The sequence below is a fragment of the Blautia sp. AF14-40 genome (assembly GCF_003479665.1).
GTDB classification, from domain to species: Bacteria; Bacillota; Clostridia; order Lachnospirales; family Lachnospiraceae; genus Fusicatenibacter; species Fusicatenibacter saccharivorans.
In genome coordinates, this window is record NZ_QUHK01000009.1 from 17203 (window position 1) to 38340 (window position 21138).

Here is a 21138-nt window from a genome sequence, read left to right on the forward strand (position 1 = left end):
TTACTGTACATACCCGAATCCAAGAATCGTAAACTGTTTATTCCTGTCTTCTTCTGGTATTGTAATTCTCACGATATGTTTCTTACTCTCTTCCTCCTGGAAAAGAATGACCGCATTGCAATGCAGCCAGTTATTGATATGCGGATCCGCTGTCATACAGTATCCTCCATCTACGGAAATCTCTGCTTTTCCCGTATAAATTTCACCGGAATCTTTAAAAACAAGAAGCAGACTTCTGCAGGTTATCGTCATTTCGAAATAGTTTTTATCGGAATTGGTGCCATCATACATCCAGTTATACGGGAACTGCGGCACAGGTGTAAGTTCTGCGTCCATTTCGACGCTCTGCAGTTCCCTGTCCACGGCTGTAAATCCACCTTCATCAATTTCGGCTCCTCTGTATCTGTCTTTTCGATCCAGCAGACGAACTGTTTCAAAACTCTTTCCGATTGCGGGTGGCTCGCTCATGCATTCTTTCAGTCGTTCTTCCGCCTTCATCTGTCTTTCCAGTGTTTCACCCCCACATTGATTCCTGAGATCGCATTGTTCAAACAAATACTGCAGACAGTCCGCCATAATCGTGTGCCCCATATTGTTTGGATGAAACATATCATAAAAGAACTGATTTTTTGTCAGAACCCGTCCCTGTCCTTTTGGCATCTGAAACTGCGGGCTTACGGCATCCCGTATACTGACCATCGGAAGATCATAGCAGTATCCCACCGGTTTCAGGCGTTCCTGAAGATTCCAGTCATTTGCAAAAACAGAAAACAGAAGCACTACAGCAGGCTTCCAGGGAAGATTCAGCACTTTACGTACAAGGCTTTCATAGCAGTCCCCCTTTGTTTCATCCCCTTCATCATTAACAGCAAATTCGATCACTACAAGATCCGGCTGTTCCTCTCCGCGCAGAACATCTCTGTCAAAGCGGATCATCCCCAACTCAGAAGGGGTGCCTCCCACTCCTGCTTTTATCAATCTGACATTATCCTGTGCTGCAAAGCGCTTCTGAAATAATTGGCAGGACTGATAGGCGTAACATTTTGTATGGATCGGAATTGCTCCCGCCCCCTGCGTGATAGATCCGCCGATATATGCAAGCGTAACTTCTTTTCCGTCTCTGGCTTTTTCAATTACTCTCTGTATCCGGCAGGTATTTCCGAAATTCATCAGAGATCTTTGTATCATTTCCCTGTATTCTTCCGAACGAATATCTATTTTTTCTTCTGCGGTTTCTTTCGGTGCATCATATCCATCATTCAAATAAAGTCTTACACTTGCTTTTCCCAGCAATTCCGGTGTCTGAAAGATAAATTTTATCTGCCCCGGAATATCATCATCTTCTGTCCATGTATAATCGGACAGATCTATTTTTCTCTCCATTCCATCTCCGGGCAGTTTGGTTTTCAGATTCGTTCCCCCTCCATAGAGATCCTTTTTTCCATACATCTGAAACACAAATTCAACAGACTCTCTGGGATCATCCAGTTCCACAGAGATTCCGATGCTGTGTACCAGTTTTCGAAATCCTTCTACGTTCTCCAGTAAAGCCAGTTCCTCCTGATCTGTGATATTTCCGGCAATCTGTGCACTGTTGATCAGTCTTCCGTCACTCTCATACACGAACTGGATTCCGGTTCCATCTTCCTGTTTTGATCCAAAAATTTCTTTGTCCTTTAAAATATAAAAATAGGGTCTCATTTTTTCCGGATCTCTTGGCGCCTTCGGTCCTTCCATCCTTATTATTCCTCCTGCTTTTCCTGTGTTAACTCAAGATAACTCCATTGTAACAGAACTCCCGGTGCTGTACACCGGGAGAAACTATAGGAAACCTTCCTGCAAAATATATGATTTTATTACCGATAGATCCGGTAATTTCCTGACAAAGCAAGCATTGCAAAAAGATACAGAAAATTATCATAATACCGTCTCTCGCCTGTCCGAAGCGGTGTATTCCAGAAACGTCTTACACATTCCTCTGCATACGGTCCGTCTGCGGCAAGTGAGGCCTGTGCATTTACCGCAATAATTGCCGTCGGATGAAGTGCTTTTTCTTCCAGCCTGGTGCCGTCAGTCAGAAATACCCCATCCCAGTGTTCCGCCTGTTCTTCACAGTAAAATTGCTGCAGCTTATTGGCATTTTCCGTCTGCCAGGGATCCGCGTCAAACCAGAGATGATCCATTCCGATATTGGCAATCGTACGATATGCATCGCTGTAGTACCAGTCATGACGGCCGAAAATCTCCTGATGCTGTGCATGCGGTGTTCCGTCATAATCTGCATATTCCGCAGATAATCCAGTTCGGAAGTGACATGCCGTGTGAAGATATTTTCGGCTTGCGTCCGCTGCCTTTTTCCAGAATTCATGATCGCAGGGATCTGCCCACAACGCAAACAGCTCATAAAAGTGCGGCAGATGATAGGATGGATCACTGAACTCAAAAGAGGTAACAAATTTGATCAGATGATTTTCCGGATTCCACATCGGCTCTCCCGGATGCCCTGGCTCTCCCTTATGAACACATTCCCGTAAAATCGCTCTTGCCTCGCTGCTGTAATTGAAAATGCCTTCTCCATCTCCCCATCTCTTTGAAGCAAAAAAGAGCGCCATTGCAAAATATTCTTCTCCGTCCGGCGCCGGTCCGTCCGCGTTTCTTGTACCATCGACAGCACACGACCAGACAAAATAATTCTTCCCCGGACCATCCTCGATATACATATACGTCCGTACCCATTTCCATAAACGGTCAAATTCCTGTTTCCGGTTCATCTGGACGCACACCATCATTCCATATGACATGCCCTCCGTTCTGACATCATGATTTCCGGTGTCCTCCATGTATCCCATGTCCGCACCTGCTTCATGATAGAAACGCTCTTCTTCACTTCCATAAAAGATTGTTTCAAATGTTTCTTTCACTCTTTTTTCAATTTCCTCTTCGGAATATCCACACTCTTTAAAAATATTGCGGTATACTCCTGTTTCATATGCTCCTGCCATATTTTATTTTTCCTCCTGTCTGCCGTGATACGTTTCTGCCGGTCCAAGATAACTTTCTTCCGGCTTTTCCCCCATCGGATAAATCACGATTTTTTCGAGAACGAAGCCGGGTGTCACATGATAGACCCGAAGTGTATTGAACCCTGCTCTGCATTTTATCGAAACTGTTTGTCTTCGAATCTGACTCAGAACACCTTCTGCCCATTTCTCTGCCTGATCACCGACCTGATAATCTTTCTCCACTGCGTTTACGGTTTCTGTCATCTCTTCATTTATCCTGACCGCATAAAGAAGTTGATTCTCTCTGGTAACCGGATTGGATGGCTGCATATAGAATTCTGCTTCATATGTTCCGCTTTCTTCCAAAACAAATTGATACTCCAGATACGGCGCATCCTGTCCCGGAACTGTGCAGGCATCGGATGGAAATGCCTTCATCGCTGAATTCGTCTTTCCATATCCCTGCAGATTTTCAAATTTTACCTGTCTGTCTTTGTAATTTCCAGGAACAGAATTTACATAATGTGCCGCTTCGATGCTGAGATACCCCATTGTATCCACAAATACATTTTTCTTATCCTGTAGATTTCCTGTATAAACCGGCACTGTAATCTCACATTTTCCTTCCGGTGTTGCAATCTCGAGCGAATCCTGAATAGTATCCTGGTTCGTTTCCGGTAATCTCTGTTTTATCAAGGTAAGATTCAGCCGCACTTTCTTCTGGCTCACGCCATCCAGCCATCCTTCCATCGGCTCCACAGACAGCCAGCCCGGTTTTTTCAGAACTTTGTACTCTGCCTTTAAATCACTCCGGCTATATAGGGTGACGGATGCTCTGGTACAGTCCGGATTTAAGAAATCCTTTAATTTCATCGTGTTATCCAGCCACGGGCTTCCTTCCGCATGCTGCGCCGTGCCGTCTGCTGCCACAAGGATGGATCTTTTCTTTAATGGTATGACCCGCATAACGACTGGATTCCTGCATTCATCTTCATTCCAGTGTGTAAATCCAATATGCTGTGACATTCCCATTCCATACCATCTTCCCTGATCCATCTGATGATACATTTCCACAGCTTTTCGATCCTGTTCCATGCATCTTTCCACTTCATCCCCATAATCATTGGCACAGACCGCACCAAGATTAGCATAATAATGATTCCAGCCTGCAAGAATCTGCATCTTCACAAGATTCATTGTCCCAAATGCCGGATAATATACAAGCGCGATAAATGCGGACAGATTCTGCGGATTCGTTTTTTCAATTGTTTCATATACGTCCTGCAGTTTTTTCAAAAGCTGCTCTTCTTCTTCGAAGATCCTGCTGCTTTCCTTTTCCTGCACCGGATGATACGTCTCCGGGTTCAGTGCTTCCGGCCTTCTTCTGTGGATGATTTTTGTGTACTGCTCTAAAATGTCTGCAATAGTGTCCTGTGTCTCTTCTTCCACAGAACCGAATTGCTGTCTCACCCACTTTCTGGTGTACTCCTGCGTGCAGTTAAGCGCCCTGCTTCCCCAGCGATCAAAGTCATACGCCATGTCCAGAAAAAAGCTCAGTGGAAATTCCTGTGTGGCGATGTCTCCGACATTTACCATCCAGAGTTCCCGCACACCAAAATCGTATGCCATACTCATCTGCTCCCAGATTTTCGGCAGATAAGAACTGTTGATCCACTCATAGGAAACCGGCCATCCGTGGTAGTCCAGATGATAATACATACCATAGCCGCCCGCATGTTTTCGCATCTCTTCTGTTGGAAGTGTCCGGAGATTTCCATAGTTATCATCACAGAGCATCAGAATCACATCCTCTAACTCCTCTGCTCCCATTAGTCCCTTTGTTTTTTCATTTCCATAGAAAAATTCTTCTACTTCTTTGTATAAGGCTATCATGCGCGGAACCTTGGTCAGATCAGGATTTACACGTTCCTGAATCAGTTTTTTCTGCGTTTTCAGTACATCCCGCAGCAACTGAATATTATCTTCCAGTGTTGCATTCTTTCCCATGATCGCAGTATCCGCTTCTCCACGCATGCCGACGGTGATTACATTTTCAAACTTTCCGCTTCTTTTCAGTCCATCTTCCCAGAATTTTGTAATTCCCTCTCTGTTTGTTCTGAAATTCCAGGCATCTCCGTAAACAGAATTCTTACCTCTGAGATATTTGTATTCTTCCCCCTGCCTTAAGCACGGCTCATGATGTGACATTCCCATAATAATTCCGTATTCATCTGCAAGCTCCGCATTTAAGAGGTCCGGTCCATCATCTGCAAATCTTGCGCTCCACATAGCCGGCCAGAGATAATTTCCTTTTAATCTGAGTAAAAGTTCAAATACATGATCATAAGCTTTTGCATTAAAGCCGCCAAAATTATGATTGCACCAGTTTCCAAATGCCGGCCATTCATCATTAATAAAAAATCCCCGGTATCTGACGGATGGCTCTTTGCTGATACAGGCCATGTCTTCCCTCAGTTCTATCTTTTCCTGCTTTGGCGGCATCAGTCCGCACCAGTCGACAAACGGTGAGACTCCCAGCATTTCCGATAAATGAAAAAGGCCATAAATCGTTCCTCTTTTGTCGCTCCCGGCAATTACAAGAAGGTTCGATTTTGTCCTGTTTTTTATTTCAGGAAAAATCCATGCATAGCATTCTCTCTTTTGTTCCAGCTCTTTTAATTCCGCACTCCCGGCTTCTTCCAGCTTTTTCAGGAAGCTGCTTTTTCCTTTCGTCGCGGCAATGATCGTCCAGTCCTCCCCGCTGCTTTCCAGTGTTTCCGGTATCTCTTTTTCTACCAGAATCTGCGGTTTCTTTCCCGATACAAGTTCCACATCGTGTGCTACCTTTTCCGTAACTCTGATTACGCCCGGAAAGGCACTTTGCTCCAGACAAATTCTCATAGGATTCCCTCCCGTATTTTATAAAAAGCCCCCATCTGTTTACTGGTTATCACCATTGTAAACAAATAGGGGCCTTCGGACTATTTAGTTCTTGTCATTCAATATGCAAAAATTGCTATTCTTTTTGTTCATTCGTTGATCGAGCTCTTTCTGTAAATCCTCAAAATAGCTCTGTGGATCGCATGCGTTGTATGCTTCCATATAGGAATTCCATGTTTCTTCAAAATTCTGTGCCAGAATCACCTGCGGAAGCCACCGGTGTTTTACTTCATCCATCCGTTCCAGTGTCTGTCCTGCCTGTGTATTTGATGTCAGTGAATTGGTATACGAATACATGGGATACCACACTCCCGGCGCATCATTTCTCCCAAGCATATCTACATAGTTTGTTACTCCATACGCCTCAAAACATTCCTGTATATCCCGGGGCTGGCTTTTCCAGAATTCTACCGGTTGATTTTCCGGCGAAAATGCATTGATTCCATCTGACAGCATTCCTTCACTCCTTGGAAAATAGGAATATGTACAAAAATGCGTCTTTTTCAGTTTCCGATCATTTACCCTTACGCCCTGCTCCTCATTCAGATAAAATATTCCGTTTTCGTCTATCGAATAATCCAGATTTTCTTCTCCCCAGAAACGTAATTTCGTAATCTCCGGATCAAGGAGGTTATTTACAAACTGCATTGCCCCTTCCGGGTCTTCACAGGAAATGGTAATAGAAAGTCCTGACGCGGTATCCAGCTCTGCTGATCTTGCCGTATGCCACTGATTCTTTACTTTTTTGTCTATTGTTATCGGAAGTGGCACATAATCACATCCATAACTGCGCAGATTTCCGGAATCATACGCTGTCTGTATGGCATAATAAAACTGCCATCTTTGATCCACCATACCAAGAACAGCACCTGTGGACAGCTTATCCAGATATTCTTCATAAGTATCCAGAAATGTTTCCGGGCTGATCATTCCTTTTTTGTATTCTTCATTTAATTTCTGATAGTATCTTTTGGCTGTCGGTGTTGTATTATAGTCAATGACCTGCAGTGTATCTGGATCTACGATGCAGCTCCCATCATTCGGATATCCATCCAGAAATTGAGGAACATTCTCCAGACAAAAGTATCTCCAGTCATCGCATAAAATAGCAAACGGAATATTCGGTGTTCCATTTTCCAGACAGGGATTTGCTTCCTGATACCGTTCCAGAAGATCAAAATATTCATCCACCGTCGTGATTTCCGGATAGTCTGCCCATTTCAAAACTCTTGTCTGAATCCAGAAAGCTTCTCCGCTGTGGATTACTTCCGTGTCCTGTCCCTGTGAAACTCCGAATTGTGGAATCCAGTAGATATGTCCGTCTGCCTGCCGAAACAGGTCCCACTGTTCCTCTGTCAGATAATTTTTTATATTGGGATAATTGTCCCAGTATTCGTCAATGGGAATCAGTGCTCCTGCATCATATAATTTACTTTCGCCGGAAATAAAATCCGGATACTCGCCGGCTGCAATATAAGCATTCAGTGCATTATCCTTTGTCTGTCCTTTCAGCCATGTTTCTTCACAATCGGCTCCGATCTGTTCAGCGATCTTCTTTTTCATATCATTATCCGAAGTGATCTCTTCCCCTGTTGTTGAAAAAAAGGCCGTATAATGACGGATCTGATTTCTGCTGTTCTGGCTCTGGTACAGGAGAGCAGCTATTCCAGCTATCATCAGACTCCCTGCCAGTAATAATATTGTTGTTTTTTTCTTCATTCTTTTCCCCTGTCTCATTTCCTCTTTCTATTTGTTATAATAAGCACCTGATATTCTGCAATAATACTTGCTAAAAATAACACCTAGGCCTCTGGCTTAGATATTGTCATTATTGTTTTTATTTTATTGCTTTCTACTTCTTGCACACCAAGGGCAGCCCCATGTTAGCCACTTCAATTAAATAAGCAAGCTAAAACCTGTAATAAAAAGAGCCTGACGCATCAGGCTCTTTCAAGGTGTTGTCCGAAGACGGCCACCGCAATTCATAACTATAATGTACCACACAGGGTGAAATCCTGCAAGAAATTTTAAGAGTTATATGTTTTTCCTTTCAGCAGTTCTGCCGCAAGTGCCTCATTGATATCATCGGACAGATTGTTTTCCTCCGGTTTGCCGAAATATGTTTCCATTGCATAGCTTAAGGTATCAAACGCACCGGAAATGACCTACTGGAATGGTACAGACATCGAATATTCTGGATCCAGGAACGCAACGTCTGCCTGTGCAAAAATGATCTTACAGCAGTTGGAAACCAAACCGCCCTGTTTTATTCGTGGATCTTTCTGATATTGCACATTTTAACAAATTCCGGATCAAAATGCTTGACCGCAGTTCCCTGATAGCCAAGATCCAGTGAACTGATTTTCTGCATCTCCTCTTCAGTCAGTGTAAAATCCCATATCTGGAAATTCTCTTCGATTCTCGCTTTGTGAACCGATTTCGGAATGACCACAACGCCGCGCTGCACATTCCAGCGCAGAACAACCTGTCCTACGGTCTTTCCGTGTGCGGCAGCGATTTCTTTTACCATCTCGTTGTCAAACGGATTGTGGCGTCCTCCGCCGAGCGGTGCCCATGCCTCCGGCACGATCTGGTACTCTTCCATGACTTTTAATGCAGACTCCTGTGCGAAGTACGGATGCATTTCAATCTGGTTTACCATCGGACGGATCGCTACCGTTTCCAGTTTACGGTATCCTGCCATGAAATCACCTGCAGGCTGATGGATAAACATCAGATCGATGTAGTCGGTTCCAAGCAGTTCCAGACTCTTTTCTACGGTTCCTTCTGTCAGATACTGGCTTGCCCAGATTTTGGTGGAGATGAAAATGTCCTCTCTTGCCACACCGGATCTTTTGATTCCGCGTCCGACCGCGCGCTCATTCATGTAAGCCTGTGCAGTGTCGATCATGCGGTATCCGCAGGCTAATGCGTCCACAACCGCCTGCTCTGCCTGATCTGGTGTCATCATAAAGGTTCCGATTCCCACTGCCGGAATCTGCACCTGATTGCTTAATGTAAAGTTCATCATCATAACCTCCCTGTTTTATTTTGATGTGTGATATTTTGTTATTTCCCTGTCTTTGTAGCTTTAGCTTATCACCCGGGAGTTGCTACCGGTCAAGGACTTTTTTAAAAAAATTTCTAAAATCTAATCGTTCATTCCTATTTCGTATCGACTGAAATATTTACAAAAACGTCATATCATGAATTCCGTTGTCCATGATATGACGTTTTTCCTCTCAGCATTCGGTTTTCTATCTTTTTATCTTTTCAATCCTGCACTCATGTTCTTTCGTCTTTTTATTGTAGTTAATTCCCACCAGAAGAATATTTCCTGTATATTCCAGAATAGAATCCGGATATTTTTTATCCCAGATCTGCTCTATGGCAGTATCTGTGCTTTTGTTCCACTTAAGTTCTACCAGCAGCGCCGGATAACTTGTTCTGTATTCCGGTTTCGGAAGATAAACAAAATCTGCAAAACCGCGTCCGGTCGGTAGCTCTCTTACGGGTTGGAAATAATACTGCATAGAGCTTAAATATGCTATCGTAAGCACGCTGCTCAGGGAATTTTCATCATTATATTGGATCACCGAACTGTACTCCTGATGAATTCGCTCTATCCCATCTGCTACCGCTTTTTCATCCATATCCAGGGTTGCATCCAGCAAATCTGCGGATTCCTTCTGAAAAGTAATCATTTCATTCCATTTATTGCGTTTCACCGCATTGTTTAATTCATGTCTGATTTCCTCATTTGGAATAAAAACCTGCTCCCTGTCCTGATCGTAAGCCAGATATCCCAAGTGGATCAGATACGTCAGTACATCATCCCGGTTGGCGAAGCTTACGGTATCATTCTGGAAAGATGTCACATCCACATCCACGGCGGCCCCCGACATCATTTCTATAATTGCCGCCCGCAGTCCGTCGAAATTCATGTTAATCAGTGGCACGATTGCTTCATAGCTGCCGGTATTGGACCAGTAGCTTTTATATTTTCCATTCAGCATCAGGCTGACAACGGCTTTTGGATTATATACCTGATACCCTTCCAGAGAATATCCATCATACCATAATTTCACCTGCTCATAGATCTGTCCGTACCTGTCGCATAAATCATGCACTTCCTCTTCTGTAAAGCCAACATACGGTGCCATTCTTCCTGCATCCAGCATGGTAAATTCTTCAAAATTGTTGAGAGCGGACTGTGTCTTTAATTTCTTGATCGGCAGAATTCCTGTCAGATACGCCAATGCAATATATTTTGACGGTTCTGACCCTTTAAACATGCCACGCAGAAAATCAATATACTTTTCCTGTACTTTATGATTCTGTGCCTCATCACGGATCAGTACATCCCATTCATCGATGATGACAACAAATTTGTTTCCGCTGGCAGCCTTGATATAAGACATCGCACCATAAGCAGTTTTTACCGTATCCGGAATCAACTCTCCGTATTTTTCCTTCAGTTCCTGCAGTATTCCATGATTGATATATTCCACAACCTGATCCGCATTCCCGGCGTCCATCATGCACCATTGTACATCAAAATGAATGACATCGTACTGATTCAGATGTTTTTCAAAAGACGAAGCCTTGCAAATCGCATAATCTGCAAACAGTGCTCTGGAATCACAGCCCTTGCTGTAGTATGCTGACAGCATCTCCGCTGTAATCGACTTTCCAAAACGTCTGGGACGGCTGCTGCAGATAAATTTTGATGTCGTACTGATTACTTTATTGGTGTATTCCAGAAGCGGTGTTTTATCTACATAAATTTCCGAATGAATGACTTCCGAAAATGCTTCATTTCCCGGATTTAAAAATCTTCCCATGGCGTCCTCCTGTTCACATTTTTTCTGACTGATACATTCATTATACACGGAAAAAACGCGGATTGGTAGACTTTATCTTTTAAAAAATGCTGCACCACGGATTCTTTTTCCATGGTACAGCATTTCCAAAATTTCTATTCTTGATTAAATATCCAGCGCCGCATGATACCCCTGATATACGGCATTGGTGATGGTAGATACACGTCTTGCGTCTCCGATCACGCGTACAAACGGCGCGGTATTACGGAGCTGCTCTACAACGTCGGTTCTTGCTCTCTGGCCGAGGGCGCAGATGACGGTGGTTCCTTCTACGAGGTGGCGCTCCCCATTCGCATCGGTGCACCATACGCCTTCCGGGGTGATCTCCTCGGCGCGGTAACCGGTGTGGACGGCTTTGACCTGTTTTTCGATTTCTTTTAAGAGCAGCGGGCGGTGGCGGACGTTTGCATCCGGGGCGAGGGCGTCGCGCATTTCGACGAGCTGAACTTCTTTTCCTTCCATGCCAAGAGAGATCGCACACTCGCATCCGGCGAGGCCGCCGCCCATGACAACGACTTTGTCGGAAATCTTGTCGAGATTGCGGTACAGCTCATTGACAACGACAACCTGCTCTCCATCCATGCCTTTGATCGGCGGAACAAGCGGACGGGAGCCTGCGGCGATGATGAGGGCATCCGGTGCTTCTTTCTCGACGTACTCCGGTGTTACCTCGGTGTTGAAGCGGATTTCCACACCTGCATTTCTTGCGAAACGCTCGTAGGTCTCGGTCAGCGCGAACATTTCCCGTTTAAACGGCAGGGCAATTTCGCTCTTTAAGATACCGCCGAGCGCTACTTCTTTCTCGCAGAGCACCACGCTGTGGCCTCTTCTTGCTGCAGTCCATGCCGCATACAGTCCTCCAGGGCCTCCTCCTGCGATGAGGACTTTTTTCTTCACCAGAGCCGGCTGTACTTCATCGCCCTCCATCTCTCTTCCGATCAGCGGATTGACGGTGCATCGTCTCGTGCCGGTTGCCGCACGCTCTGCCATACAGGTGAAGCACCGCAGGCAGTGCACGATATCTTCGGAACGGTTTTCCATGACTTTGCGCGGCAGGAATGGATCTGCGAGAAGGGCTCTTGCCATGTAAACAACATCGGCTTTTCCGGATGCGATGATCTCTTCCATCTGCGCCGGATCATTCAGACCGCCGATCGTTGCGACCGGAATGGAAACGTGTTTTTTGATCTCGGCTGCGAGGTAAACGTTGCATCCGTGGTCTTTGAACATCGACGGATGCGTATCGCCGAAGCCTCTCTGATACGTTCCGGCGGAAACGTGAAGCAGATCGATGCGGGACTCCAATGTCTGTGCGATGCGGACACCTTCTTCCAGATCATAGCCGCCCTCGAACAGCTCGGAACCGCTGAAACGGAACTCGATCGGGAACATCGGGCCGACAGCGGCGCGGACGGCATCGAGTACCTGACAGGCAAAGCGGCAGCGGTTTTCCAGGCTTCCGCCGTACTCATCGGTTCTGTGGTTGAAATACGGGGAGAGGAACTGGTTGATCAGCCAGCCGTGGCCGCCGTGGATCATGATCATCTCGAAACCGGCGCGTTTGGCAAGGCCTGCTACCGTTCCGTATGCCTGTACGATCTCATCAATCTGCTCTTTCGACAGTGCGCGGACCGGTACGCCGTCCGGGCGTGTCGTGTCGGACGGGCCCCACTGGCACATTTCGTGCTGTCTCGTTTTATCGGTCATGTAAGTTCCGGCATACATACCGGAATGGGACAGCTCCAGGCTCGGCACAGCGCCGTGGCGGGAAATTGCATCGGCAGCGTACGTTGCAGATGCCAGGGAATTTAAGACTGCGGTATCCAGATGATACGCATGGGAACCATCGGTTACCGGGTGTACCATGCACTCGCTGACGGTGACAGCTGCTGCTCCGCCCTTTGCGCGAAGCTCATAGAATGCTGCGGACTTCGGTCCGATACATCCGTCGTTCGTGATATCAGTTCCGCCCATCGGTGCGGAAAACATGCGGTGCGGGAAGGTCTTTCCTGCAATGGTAATCGGGCTGCAAAGGTGTGGGTAATCGTATTTCATTTTTGCTTCCTCCTCTTTTTTAAATCTGTAAAATACCCCATTTTTTTTTATTCAAACAGCATCCCCGGAAGGAAATGCAGTTTTTTGCCAATCGTTCTGGCAATGAATCCGACCAGAAGGGCTGCTACGATGGTTCCCTCGCGGACACCGTTCAGCTCACGCGCCAGGAAGAACGAAGCGGCAGCGGCAATGACGGCCATCGAAACATCGAATGCGATTTTCGTCACACCGAACTCCGTTTCCCATCTGGCAACAACCGCGCGGACAAAGGATTCGCCCGGCAGCATGACAACATCAGCGAGCACTTCCATGTAAACACCGACGCCGAGGATCAGACATCCGATCAGAAGATAAGCAACTTTTGCCGCATACATCTGCGGATTCAGTGCGTTTAACAGAATCATACTGAAATCAATGAAAAATCCAAAGGCAATGGATACCGGGATCTGAAGAAGGGATTCCGGTTTGAAATTCTTTCCGAGAATCACAATCTGGAGAACGATCAGCAGGATGCTGAAGATGATCGTAAAGTTTCCGAGAGATAATGCAAAGTTAAGACTTAATACGTAAGGGATCGAAGAGATCGGAGACGTTCCGAGATTTGCTTTGGTGATGAGTGCAACCCCGAGGGAGTTTACAAACAGTCCCGCAAGAAAAATCAGGTAACGTTTCAGAAGGTCTTTTTTGTTGTTTGTCATAGGTGCAGTTCAAATCCTTTCCTCATAATTGTAATTCTTTGTTATCTTATCACCAACCGCAAAACATGTCAACTTTTACATGTTTTATTTTACTTATTTTTTCTGTGGATTTTCCGGTGAAGCTGTGCTATACTCAAAAACACAAAAGCAAAACGGTTTTGAAAAATTATTTGGATAAAGGAGTTTCATGCGAATGGGAACTTTGAAATATGCGATTCTCGGACTTTTGAACCGAAATGAAATGACAGGCTATGAACTGTCGAAAGAATTTGAGACAACCTTATTTGAATTCTGGAATGCAAAGCACAGCCAGATTTATCCGGAACTGAAATCACTGAACGCCGAGGGGCTGATCCAGTATCGGGTGGAAATCACGGGAAATGTGCTGGAGAAGAAGGTCTATACGATCACCGATGAAGGACGGCGCGATTTTTCGGAATGGGAAGAAACGCTCTGCCCGATCCAGACGGCATCCAAGGATGAATCCCGCCTGCGGCTCTTCTTCCTCGACGGCGCTTCGCCGGATTTTCAGCAGCGTTTTCTTGCCGACCAGCTTTCCCAGCATCAGAAGCATCTGGAACATCTGCTGGAAAACCAGAAAAAGTTTGATGAAATCCCTCCCACAGATGACCGCGCGTTTTCGGATTATCTCGTCCTGCGCGGCGCGGTGTACCGGGAAGAAGCTGCACTGCAGTGGATTCAGGAATGCATCAAACTTGGTGAGCAGCGGTCTGCGGAATTAAAAAAATAATTAAAAAATGCAGAGAACCTGTTTTTTCGGTTCTCTGCATTTTTTATAAACGTATTTATACTTATTTCTCCATTGCCTTTTTGATCGCTCCAAGCAGCTCCTCATACGTCTCATACGCCGGGATCTGCGGATAGTCGGCTTTGATCTTATCGGTCGAGCGGAACAGGAATCCTGCCTTGCTTGCCTGAATCATGCCGAGGTCATTATAGGAATCGCCGCTTGCGATCGTTTCGAATCCGATAGACTGCAGTGCTTTGACCGTGGTGAGCTTCGACTGCTCGACTCTCATCTTAAAGCCGGTGATCTCTCCGTCGTCTGCGACTTCCAGGGAGTTGCAGAACAGGGTCGGATAGCCGAGTTTTTTCATCAGCGGTGCGGCAAACTCCGTGAAGGTGTCGCTGATCAGGATCACCTGGGAGAAGGTGCGCAGCTCGTCGAGGAACTCTCTTGCGCCCGGCAGTGGATCAATCTTCTCAATCGTAGCCTGAATCTCTTTCAGTCCCAGGCCGTGCTCTTTTAAGATTCCAAGTCTCCATCTCATCAGTTTATCGTAATCCGGTTCGTCGCGTGTCGTTTTTTTGAGTTCCGGGATTCCGCTTGCCTCTGCAAACGCGATCCAGATCTCCGGTACCAGTACTCCTTCTACGTCCAGGCATGTAATATACATTGTTATAATCCCCTTTCCTGCGCTGCCCGCCTTGTTTGCCGACGGGGTTTTGTTTTTTTTCACAGCATCACTTTACCACACTATATCATAGAATCCATATCACTGCAAATTAAAATCACGTTTTATTTTTTTATACGTATATATCTCTCTAAAATTACATTCTTTTTACAAAATCGTTGTTTTTTACAAATTCATATATTTATTTATATGTTTTTTGACTATTGATTTATTTTTCATATATTTATATAATAATTACAATCATTTTTATTAATTTTCTATTTTATCATCCATATTAACGAACGAATTTACTTTTCAGATAGTGCACTAATCTAAGGATAAATAAAAAACTAAAACCATCCAACAATACTTATGAAAGGAGACCACTCATCATGAAAAAATTAAAAACATGTCTTGCATTTTTTATTTGTTGTATTCTGTCCTTAAATATGGTAATTTGCAATGTAAAGGCAGATAATAATGTTGTTCTATCTAACAAAGCATATCTATTAAAAACCGGAATGCCACAAAAGGAAATAGAAAAGCTGGATGATGACGTCATGCAGTTCATTGTGGATGACTTAAAAAGTGGAGGTAAACATTTTGAATATATTAATTCAAATATCGAAAATCAAATATCGATACTCAGTAGCGAAACTTTAACCGGTATTTCCTTTACTGCATCAGCTTTTAAAAATGCATCAACCATTTATATCTATCCAACATACGAGTTTACTTCTAATAAACAACCTCGCGGAAAAGACAGTTTTTCTTTTCAATTAGGCGCTGCTATGAGACCGTATGAATATGGTGGAAAATTATGGTACAAAGATAATACTATGAACGATTGGAAAGTCGGTGGAACTCTTACTGCAAATAATCAGCAATTATCTGGTGCTGAATTTTCAGGGAGTCAACTAGGAACACCCGACTATGCCATGAAGCTTAAAGGTGTTACATACTGTCACGCTACTGCAGGTAATAGCAGTGATAAAAGAATTGTAATGGGATACTTATATAATCCCCAGAAAACCGGCTACAGTATCTCTTTTTCCTACAACGGTGGTGGAATTAGCTACTCTCCATCAGGAACAGCCTATACTGCATATAAAACAATGAACCTAAGTTATTAAACTTTCATTCACCACATACAAATACATTTAATTTCTAATTACTCTTTCAAAGTAACAATTTGCCTATCCAGAAGCACAAATTTCTCTGATAGGCAAATTGTGTTTAAGGTATTTTCAAGTAATTTAAGTAAAATCATGAGCAAGTCGCCATTACTCGTAGAAAAACGGGCAGATTATGAATGTTTTAGGAATTGCAGGAACAAAAAGTACAGAACAACCATTCAAAAAAACTTTTAAATCCGGCATCAACTGAATAAAGCCATAAATAAGAGGTAACTCATTATGAAAAAAATCAAATTTTTATTTTTCACCCTGTTATTCTGTTTTTCTGTTCCAGTCAAAGCAGACACTGCATTCGAAAATGACGATACGGTATTGTGCTCTTTTTTAAAAGAAAACGTACCAGAAAATGCTTCGCCAATAGAATCCAGTTTAGAAAACGAGTATCGAAAAACTTCTTCCAAACCTATCGATTTCTATTTTTTTAAACGATCTGAAAAGACAAAAAGTTTCCAAGATCTGTATGCCGCAAATGTACTCACCTATCAGGAAAAATCAGATCGTTCTTTGTTATATCAGACAGTTTTCGATTTTCAAAATATAACCCAGGTAAGAACTGCGAAAGAAGACTTTATCCGTCTGGAGACAGATCCACTGATGTATCTTTTTGAATTAGAAAAAGCAGAATTGTGGACTCGGAACAGCACGGAAGAACCCTGGACGCTGGAACGGAAAATCACAACGCCTGGAAACCCAGATTTTTATCTTCCTTATAGCCAGTTTTCTTCTGATAAAAAATATTTTCGAATTCTGGCATCTTTTTCCTGGAGCCCGAGCCCTGCTGAGGAAAGCGAAGTTTCTTCGCCAGAATATCATTGCATTTATACCTCTGTGTATCCGGTATATCAGATTCCGGTGAAAGTACTCGTTTTGATATGCGGAGGCGCAGCTTTCTTCTTTCTCTACCGGAGACACAAAAAAAATCATATCTCCCAAAAAGATGTTCCGTAAGCTGCGCCTTTTCAACATGTTTTCGTCACTGTTCAGAGCCAACTTCCAAAATGCTACGCATCTCATCGGTGTGGCTTTATCTGCTTTTCATCGCATCCCGAATCCGCTCCAGTGCCTCGGTCAGGGTTGCGCGCGGGCAGGCGATGTTGATCCGCTGGAAGCCGCGACCGCAGTCTCCGAAGATCTTGCCGCTGTCGAGCCACAGCTTCGCCTTGTTGATGATCAGGTCTTCCAGTTCGTCGACAGAAAGCCCCGTCTCGCGGAAATCGAGCCATACGAGATATGTTCCCTCCAGGTCGATCATCTTCACGCCCGGAATCTGCTCCTCCACATACTGCCTTGTAAATTCTGCATTTGCCTTCACATAGGAAAGCATTGCCTCATACCACTCCTCGCCCTTATTATATGCCGTCTCGCATGCCACCAGACCCATCACACCAAGCTGGCTCGTTCCGGCTGCATCGAGCTGTTTCCGGAATTTCGCACGGAGTTCCGGGTTGGCGATAAAGATGTTTGACATCATCATACTTGCCAGATTGAATGTCTTACTCGGCGCGGTGCAGGTGATCGTGATGTCCTCGTACTCTTTTTTGATCGCAGCAAACACCTGATGCTCGCCCTTAAAAATGAAATCTCCATGGATCTCATCACTTACAACGGTCACGCCGTACTGCACGCAGAGATCGCCGATCGCCGTCAGCTCCTCTTTCGTCCAGACTCTTCCGACCGGGTTGTGCGGATTGCAGAGGAAAAAGAGCTTCACGTTTTCAGCTTTCAGCTTCTCCTCGAAATCCGCCACATCCATGTGATAGCGGTTATCATTGCCGAGCACCAGCGTGCTGCTGACAACTCTTCTGCCGTTATCCGCAATGACTTCCGAAAATGGATAGTAAACCGGTGACTGGATCAGCACGGCATCCCCAGGCGCGGTGTAAGCTTTGACTGCCATCGCAAGTGCAAATACAACGCCCGGCGTTTTGATCAGCCATTCTTCTTTCGGCTCCCAGTTGTGATGGCGTTTCATCCATCCCGCAACGGCCTCAAAATACGGAGTCTGCGCATCGCTGTAGCCGTAAATGCCCATTTTCGCACGCTCTACCAGCGCATCCTCGATGTAGGAGGATGTCTCAAAGTCCATGTCCGCCACCCACAGCGGCAGCACGTCGGCTGGCATACCGCGTTTTACTGCGAAGTCATATTTTAAACAGTCTGTATTTTTTCGGTTGATGATTCTGTCAAAATCAAGATTTCTTTCCGTCATTTTTCTCTTCCTCAATTTCTGCAAAAACCTTCTCAAGCTCGCCGATCAGGTCCTCGATATTTTCAATTCCAACAGAGAAGCGAAGGGTGCTCTCCGTAATTCCGTTCCGCTCACGGATTTCCTTCGGCACATCGGCATGTGTCTGCGTCGTCGGATACGTAACGAGTGTCTCCACGCCGCCGAGGCTCTCTGCGAAACGGATCATTCTTACCTTTTCCAGAATGGCAAGGGCAAACTCTTTGCTCTCGAGCTGGATTGTCAGCATGGCACCGAAGCCTCTTGCCTGTTTTTTCATAATCTCATGGCCCGGGTGATCCGGCAGTCCCGGATAAATCACTCTTGTGACTGCTTTCTGCTGCTGCAGCCATGCGGCAATCTGTTCTGCATTCTCCTGGGAGCGTTCCATGCGGATGCCAAGCGTCTTCATGCCGCGCAGTACCAGCCAGCAGTCAAACGGAGCAAGGCCTGCACCTGTTGTCTTGATCAGGAAACGCAGTTTTTCCTGAATATCTTCGCGGTTCGTCACGATAAAGCCTGCCAGTGTATCGTTGTGGCCACTCAGGTATTTCGTGCCGCTGTGAATCACAACGTCCGCACCGAGATCGAGCGGATTCTGAAAATACGGGGACATAAAGGTGTTGTCCACAATCAGAATCAGGTTGTGGCGTTTTGCAATATCCGCCATCTTTCGGATGTCGGTTACGTTCATCATCGGGTTCGTCGGAGTTTCGATGTAGATTGCTTTTGTATTTTCTTTCACATAACTCTCCACGTCATCACGGCAGCAGTCGATGCTGGAAAACTCGACGCCGTTTTTCTCGTTGACGTTGTGGAACAGACGAATGCTTCCGCCGTACAGATCGGAATCCGCAATGATGTGGTCGCCCTGGCGGAACATTTCCATCAGAAGAGAGATCGCTGCCATGCCGGAGCTTAATGCAAACGCATCAATTCCGTTTTCCAGTGCAGCCACCATCTTCTCCAAATGCTCTCTGGTCGGGTTCTGCAGTCTGCTGTAATCAAATCCGGTGCTCTGTCCTACGCCCGGATGCGCATACGTTGCGGTCTGATAAATCGGGTAGCTGAGTGCGCCGTAGTGGCTACACTGTCCTTCGTCTTCTTCTAAATGGATACATTTTGTGTCAATTCCTCTTGCCATATGAATAATCTCCTGTTATTTCGTAATTTTTCTTTCTATACTAATCTGATAGGTTTTGTAACGTAACCTATCATAACAGAAAATGCGGCGTTTGTATATTCCCTTTTTTCTTTGACTTGTTATAAGTTTTTCCTATAACTATCGTAAAAAAACGCCGCCAGAAGATTTTTTCTCCCGGCGGCCGCCTCTTGCATCCATATTTTAAATAAGTTCCGCACAGATCGGATAATGATCAGAAAGGCACACACCGTCCTTCTGCTCCGTCCATTTTTCCACCTTTTTCAGTTCCCAGTCCCCTTTGAGAATGATGTAGTCAATCGAGCACTGCGGATCATTCGGATCATCGCGATGATAGTTGTGGAAGGTAATGCCGATTCCTTCCGTCGCATTCACAAGACCGGCAGTTTCCCTCAGCGGTTTCATCTCTTCGCTGTCCGGCTCGGCATTGAAGTCGCCGCTAAGAATCACCGGCACATCGGCAAATGCTTTCTCTGCTCTCAGATGTGCGAGAATCTGCTCCAGGCCAAGCTTTCTCGCCCCGGCGCACTCGTGATCCAGATGGGTGTTGATGACGCGGAACACTTTTCCGGTCTCCATATCCTCAAATACCACATCCGTCGCAGTACGCGGGCACATACTCTGTACCGGATAGCGGGATCCCGGCACGTACGGTGTCGGTGACAGCCAGAAGGTTTCCAGGCTCACACTCTGAAAACGTTCTTTCCGATAGGCAATGATCATTGCCTCACCGGTCAGATCCTTTTCTCTTCCACATCCGGCAATGTAATATTCCGTCAGATTTTCCTTCAGCCAGGCAGCCACATGCGGCAGTACCTCCTGAAAACCGATGATATCCGGCTTTTCCTGTCTGATTTTTTCCAGAATCAGCGGTCTGCGGTAGATAAAATTATTGGCTCCATCCTGGCCAAAATCACAGCGAATATTAAATGTTACAAATTTCATGGTAAAATCCCTCTTTTCATTTGTTTTCCTAACCCTTATTTTTGCTGGAAAGCGCTGTGCTTTCTCTTCTTTTTCTTCGTATTCACACGGCGCAGACACGCATAGCGCAGCTTCAGCCGCATTTTCCAGCTGCAGCCCGGTACCGGCTCCATCAGCTTTTCCAGAAAATGGTTCAGCGTACGTTCCTCATAAGGAGACAGCAGAATCTCACCGTAGATATGTTTCTCGATCAGATGGCAGACACGCGTATATTCGCCTGGCTCGACCGCCGGAAATCTGCGGGCGAGTTCTGCATCGGTTGCTGCTGTTTCTTTGCCGCCTGTCCAAGGCAGATGATCCGCGCCGCCTCCGCCGCAATCACAAGCAGCGTCAGCAGAATCAGAAGCACGCCAAGCAGCCCGAGAAGAAACAGCGAAACACTGCGCAGTACCGGAAGAACGGCTTCGCCTGCCTTGCTCTTTCGGTTTTCCACACCGGTAATCTGCTCCGCCGACAGCGAATTGTTCTCCAGCACCACATTCTTCTGGACAGAATCTGGACTTCCGACCATTTTCTGAAGAGATGCAACATTATACAGGAACAGTTTGTTTTTTAGGTATTTTCTTTCACTTGTTTTTC

Annotated in this window: 16 protein-coding genes; 3 read left to right on the top strand and 13 right to left on the bottom strand. The window is 45.4% G+C overall.

What is annotated here, in order from left to right; translation table 11 throughout:
* The 8 genes from DWW13_RS08525 to DWW13_RS08565 all read right to left on the bottom strand — a co-directional run bounded on the left by DWW13_RS08525 (position 1) and on the right by DWW13_RS08565 (position 13578).
* Positions 1 to 1737 carry an SGNH/GDSL hydrolase family protein gene (locus DWW13_RS08525; RefSeq protein WP_118595811.1) on the bottom strand — a complete coding sequence of 579 codons (1737 nt, stop codon included), beginning with the start codon at positions 1735 to 1737 and terminating at the stop codon, positions 1 to 3.
* 119 nt (positions 1738 to 1856) lie between these two features.
* Complete coding sequence (locus tag DWW13_RS08530; RefSeq protein WP_118595810.1) at positions 1857 to 3002, bottom strand: glycosyl hydrolase family 8; 1146 nt, start codon at positions 3000 to 3002, stop codon at positions 1857 to 1859.
* A gap of 3 nt (positions 3003 to 3005) precedes the next feature.
* A complete protein-coding gene (locus DWW13_RS08535; RefSeq protein WP_118595809.1) occupies positions 3006 to 5903 on the bottom strand; it encodes a glycosyl hydrolase 115 family protein in 2898 nt (965 codons plus the stop codon).
* 84 nt (positions 5904 to 5987) lie between these two features.
* On the bottom strand, positions 5988 to 7661 hold the full coding sequence (locus tag DWW13_RS08540) for an extracellular solute-binding protein (RefSeq protein WP_118595808.1): 1674 nt from the start codon (positions 7659 to 7661) through the stop codon (positions 5988 to 5990).
* A gap of 547 nt (positions 7662 to 8208) precedes the next feature.
* A complete protein-coding gene (locus DWW13_RS08550) occupies positions 8209 to 8970 on the bottom strand; it encodes an aldo/keto reductase (RefSeq protein WP_226906347.1) in 762 nt (253 codons plus the stop codon).
* Between the two features lie 229 nt (positions 8971 to 9199).
* On the bottom strand, positions 9200 to 10786 hold the full coding sequence (locus DWW13_RS08555; protein WP_118601263.1) for an AAA family ATPase: 1587 nt from the start codon (positions 10784 to 10786) through the stop codon (positions 9200 to 9202).
* Between the two features lie 144 nt (positions 10787 to 10930).
* Complete coding sequence (locus tag DWW13_RS08560; protein ID WP_118697310.1) at positions 10931 to 12880, bottom strand: oxidoreductase; 1950 nt, start codon at positions 12878 to 12880, stop codon at positions 10931 to 10933.
* A gap of 47 nt (positions 12881 to 12927) precedes the next feature.
* Positions 12928 to 13578, bottom strand: coding sequence for a YczE/YyaS/YitT family protein (locus DWW13_RS08565; protein ID WP_118601265.1), 651 nt, complete (start codon positions 13576 to 13578; stop codon positions 12928 to 12930).
* A gap of 193 nt (positions 13579 to 13771) precedes the next feature.
* Here DWW13_RS08565 and DWW13_RS08570 point away from each other — a divergent pair, with 193 nt between their 5' ends.
* Positions 13772 to 14329 carry a PadR family transcriptional regulator gene (locus DWW13_RS08570; protein WP_118601266.1) on the top strand — a complete coding sequence of 186 codons (558 nt, stop codon included), beginning with the start codon at positions 13772 to 13774 and terminating at the stop codon, positions 14327 to 14329.
* A 61-nt stretch (positions 14330 to 14390) separates the two neighbouring features.
* Here DWW13_RS08570 and thrH read toward each other — a convergent pair whose 3' ends face one another.
* Entirely contained in the window at positions 14391 to 14996 is a 606-nt protein-coding gene (thrH, locus tag DWW13_RS08575) for a bifunctional phosphoserine phosphatase/homoserine phosphotransferase ThrH (protein WP_118601267.1), read from the bottom strand.
* Between the two features lie 389 nt (positions 14997 to 15385).
* Between thrH and DWW13_RS08580 the strand changes: the two genes are divergently transcribed.
* Both DWW13_RS08580 and DWW13_RS08585 read left to right on the top strand, forming a co-directional pair.
* Complete coding sequence (locus DWW13_RS08580) at positions 15386 to 16126, top strand: hypothetical protein (protein ID WP_022462533.1); 741 nt, start codon at positions 15386 to 15388, stop codon at positions 16124 to 16126.
* 282 nt (positions 16127 to 16408) lie between these two features.
* A complete protein-coding gene (locus DWW13_RS08585; protein WP_022462534.1) occupies positions 16409 to 17137 on the top strand; it encodes a hypothetical protein in 729 nt (242 codons plus the stop codon).
* A gap of 76 nt (positions 17138 to 17213) precedes the next feature.
* Here the strand turns inward: DWW13_RS08585 and DWW13_RS08590 are convergent, their stop codons facing one another.
* The 4 genes from DWW13_RS08590 to DWW13_RS08605 form a co-directional block, all read right to left on the bottom strand.
* The gene (locus DWW13_RS08590; RefSeq protein WP_022462535.1) at positions 17214 to 18398 is read right to left on the bottom strand and encodes a MalY/PatB family protein; all 1185 of its coding nucleotides are present in this window, start codon (positions 18396 to 18398) and stop codon (positions 17214 to 17216) included.
* Positions 18379 to 19557: a trans-sulfuration enzyme family protein gene (locus tag DWW13_RS08595; RefSeq protein ID WP_022462536.1), complete on the bottom strand. Its 1179-nt coding sequence runs from the start codon at positions 19555 to 19557 to the stop codon at positions 18379 to 18381. The genes DWW13_RS08590 and DWW13_RS08595 overlap by 20 nt, the downstream gene beginning before the upstream one ends.
* A gap of 201 nt (positions 19558 to 19758) precedes the next feature.
* The gene (locus DWW13_RS08600) at positions 19759 to 20520 is read right to left on the bottom strand and encodes an endonuclease/exonuclease/phosphatase family protein (RefSeq protein WP_022462537.1); all 762 of its coding nucleotides are present in this window, start codon (positions 20518 to 20520) and stop codon (positions 19759 to 19761) included.
* 229 nt (positions 20521 to 20749) lie between these two features.
* Positions 20750 to 21034, bottom strand: coding sequence for a hypothetical protein (locus DWW13_RS08605; RefSeq protein WP_147342031.1), 285 nt, complete (start codon positions 21032 to 21034; stop codon positions 20750 to 20752).
* Between the last annotated feature and the right edge of the window lie 104 nt (positions 21035 to 21138).

Bases quoted from the DNA above. Each gene is read 5' to 3' on its own strand.
- DWW13_RS08525 (WP_118595811.1), bottom strand. From the start codon at position 1,737: ATGGAAGGACCGAAGGCGCCAAGAGATCCGGAAAAAATGAGACCCTAT.
- DWW13_RS08530 (WP_118595810.1), bottom strand. From the start codon at position 3,002: ATGGCAGGAGCATATGAAACAGGAGTATACCGCAATATTTTTAAAGAG.
- DWW13_RS08535 (WP_118595809.1), bottom strand. From the start codon at position 5,903: ATGAGAATTTGTCTGGAGCAAAGTGCCTTTCCGGGCGTAATCAGAGTT.
- DWW13_RS08540 (WP_118595808.1), bottom strand. From the start codon at position 7,661: ATGAAGAAAAAAACAACAATATTATTACTGGCAGGGAGTCTGATGATA.
- DWW13_RS08550 (WP_226906347.1), bottom strand. From the start codon at position 8,970: ATGAACTTTACATTAAGCAATCAGGTGCAGATTCCGGCAGTGGGAATC.
- DWW13_RS08555 (WP_118601263.1), bottom strand. From the start codon at position 10,786: ATGGGAAGATTTTTAAATCCGGGAAATGAAGCATTTTCGGAAGTCATT.
- DWW13_RS08560 (WP_118697310.1), bottom strand. From the start codon at position 12,880: ATGAAATACGATTACCCACACCTTTGCAGCCCGATTACCATTGCAGGA.
- DWW13_RS08565 (WP_118601265.1), bottom strand. From the start codon at position 13,578: ATGACAAACAACAAAAAAGACCTTCTGAAACGTTACCTGATTTTTCTT.
- DWW13_RS08570 (WP_118601266.1), top strand. From the start codon at position 13,772: ATGGGAACTTTGAAATATGCGATTCTCGGACTTTTGAACCGAAATGAA.
- thrH (WP_118601267.1), bottom strand. From the start codon at position 14,996: ATGTATATTACATGCCTGGACGTAGAAGGAGTACTGGTACCGGAGATC.
- DWW13_RS08580 (WP_022462533.1), top strand. From the start codon at position 15,386: ATGAAAAAATTAAAAACATGTCTTGCATTTTTTATTTGTTGTATTCTG.
- DWW13_RS08585 (WP_022462534.1), top strand. From the start codon at position 16,409: ATGAAAAAAATCAAATTTTTATTTTTCACCCTGTTATTCTGTTTTTCT.
- DWW13_RS08590 (WP_022462535.1), bottom strand. From the start codon at position 18,398: ATGACGGAAAGAAATCTTGATTTTGACAGAATCATCAACCGAAAAAAT.
- DWW13_RS08595 (WP_022462536.1), bottom strand. From the start codon at position 19,557: ATGGCAAGAGGAATTGACACAAAATGTATCCATTTAGAAGAAGACGAA.
- DWW13_RS08600 (WP_022462537.1), bottom strand. From the start codon at position 20,520: ATGAAATTTGTAACATTTAATATTCGCTGTGATTTTGGCCAGGATGGA.